The 1,087-nt window shown below is 34.7% G+C and carries 2 protein-coding genes; both read left to right on the top strand.

Annotated elements, in window-relative coordinates:
* On the top strand, window positions 1–328 hold a 328-nt coding region (locus tag GC102_RS34995; RefSeq protein ID WP_171693614.1), incomplete at its 5' end, for a hypothetical protein.
* Window positions 329–393: 65 nt separating this feature from the next.
* On the top strand, window positions 394–918 hold the full coding sequence (locus GC102_RS34990) for a GrpB family protein (RefSeq protein ID WP_171693613.1): 525 nt from the start codon (window positions 394–396) through the stop codon (window positions 916–918).
* The last annotated feature ends 169 nt before the right edge of the window (window positions 919–1,087 follow it).

Raw genomic sequence — 1,087 nt, 5'->3', positions numbered from 1 at the left:
CCTATTTGAGTGTGAAGCAGAGCTTAGCGATAAAAGTGTTCCGTGGCAATATACATCAGTTTCCTTCCAAGTAGTTAGGGGGGATTTCAAGGCTGAGTTTGATATTGAAGAAGCAAGTCGAAGTGGTCAATTAAGACTGTATTCTGGAACAGACGAAATAAGCAAATTCTACTTAGAGAATATCAACGGTGTCCAAATTAAACGCAAGGGTAACTTTGAATGTCTCGTCTCAGAGTTTGATAAGGAGAATTTCGTACTGCCGCTGGAACTACAGACCAAGCCTGTAATTAAACTTATTTGGGGAACGTCTCTAGATTTACGCAAGTGACACGTTAACGGGTAACGATAAAAAATGTTAAAATAAATGAAATATTCATTTTTCTGGAGGCGTGTATGGAGAAAAGCGTAGTTATTGAGGAGTATAGCTCGGATTGGTTTTTTCAATATCAAAAAGAAGCTATGAAAGTAAGAGAAGTATTAAGTGATAGAATTCTTGGAATTGAACACATTGGTAGTACATCGGTAGAAGGATTAGGTGCAAAACCGATTATTGATTTTATGGTTGGAGTAAGTGATTTAAACAAGGTAGATGAATTCATTGAACCATTACACAAAATTAACTATGAGCACGTTTTTCACAAGGAACTTCCCAATAGAAGGTTTTTTAGAAAAGGTGAAAGAGGTGCTGGTACACATCATCTTCATATGTATAAATTCGGTGGTGAAGATTGGAATAATAATATTTTGTTTAGAGATTATTTAAAAACTTATCCAGATGTATTAATACAATACTGTAATTTGAAGAAAAAGCTTGCTGAAGAATATCCTAATGATCGAGCGGCTTATACGAAAGCTAAACATCCCTTTATAACACAAATAATTGAAAAGGCTAAAATTGATACAAGTAAAGGAAAATGACATTAGGTTGAACTAACGGTTAACGTTAGTTGAATAAAAACAGCAGCAGCCTGGAATATTTTATTCCAAGGCTGCTGCTGCTGTTTGCTGATCAGTGCGATGACTTTCTAATACTAATTATAAGGAGACCTTACTTATTATTTGATGATCGAAAAGACACATCATATAA

It is taken from the genome of Paenibacillus germinis, from assembly GCF_013141785.1.
In the GTDB taxonomy this organism is placed as follows: domain Bacteria; phylum Bacillota; class Bacilli; order Paenibacillales; family NBRC-103111; genus Paenibacillus_E; species Paenibacillus_E phytorum.
This window is presented reverse-complemented; position numbering and strand designations above follow the sequence as displayed.